The sequence below is a fragment of the Synechococcus sp. R3-13 genome, from assembly GCF_047462195.1.
In the GTDB taxonomy this organism is placed as follows: Bacteria; Cyanobacteriota; Cyanobacteriia; order Thermostichales; family Thermostichaceae; genus Thermostichus.
This window is the reverse complement of sequence record NZ_JANSIO010000314.1, coordinates 1-548: the sequence shown is the minus strand read 5'-3', so window position 1 is coordinate 548 and position 548 is coordinate 1. Positions and strand designations below refer to the sequence as shown.

At 59.7% G+C, this 548-nt stretch carries 1 protein-coding gene; it reads right to left on the bottom strand.

Features of this window, described 5'->3' with window-relative positions:
- Positions 1–548: CarD family transcriptional regulator (locus NW856_RS09780; protein ID WP_414400023.1), on the bottom strand; the 548-nt coding region annotated here is incomplete at both ends.

The following is a 548-nucleotide window of genomic DNA, read 5'->3' as shown; positions in this document are numbered from 1 at the left end:
TCCATAGGGCGTGGAGATTCCATATCCCGCTTGATCTCCTGGACAGCTCGGAGTTGATCCGGCGTCAGGGGATAGGGGAAAGAATCTTCCAGCTCCTGTTGCCAAGGAGAATCGGGCGGGAAGGCATAGCCCTCCTGTTCGGCGCGTTTGGCATAGAGCTGCAGCAGGTCAAAGGCCACTTTTCGCAGGCTCTTTTTCACCTTCTGTTTGGTCTTTTCCCAGGTGCTGCCGGACATCTTGTGCAGGGCAGGTGGTCCATCCCCGCTGGCGCGGTAGCGGGAAAGGGAGTTGACCTGGTCGGCAGCCACCCGCAACAGGCCATCGCTGTATTGAATAACCAGGTACTCGCGGGTTTCGCCCCCAATGGTGAGGCTTTCTAAGCGCAGAAACTGGCCAATGCCATGGGCCTTGTGAACGACAAAATCCCCTGGCTTGAGCAGGTTGGGATCCACCTGGCGAGAGCTGGCCTGGCGGCGCTTGCGCACATAGGTCGGGGTGGCCAGGCTGTGTTGGCCGAAAAACTCGCGGTCGGTGAGCACCACCCACCC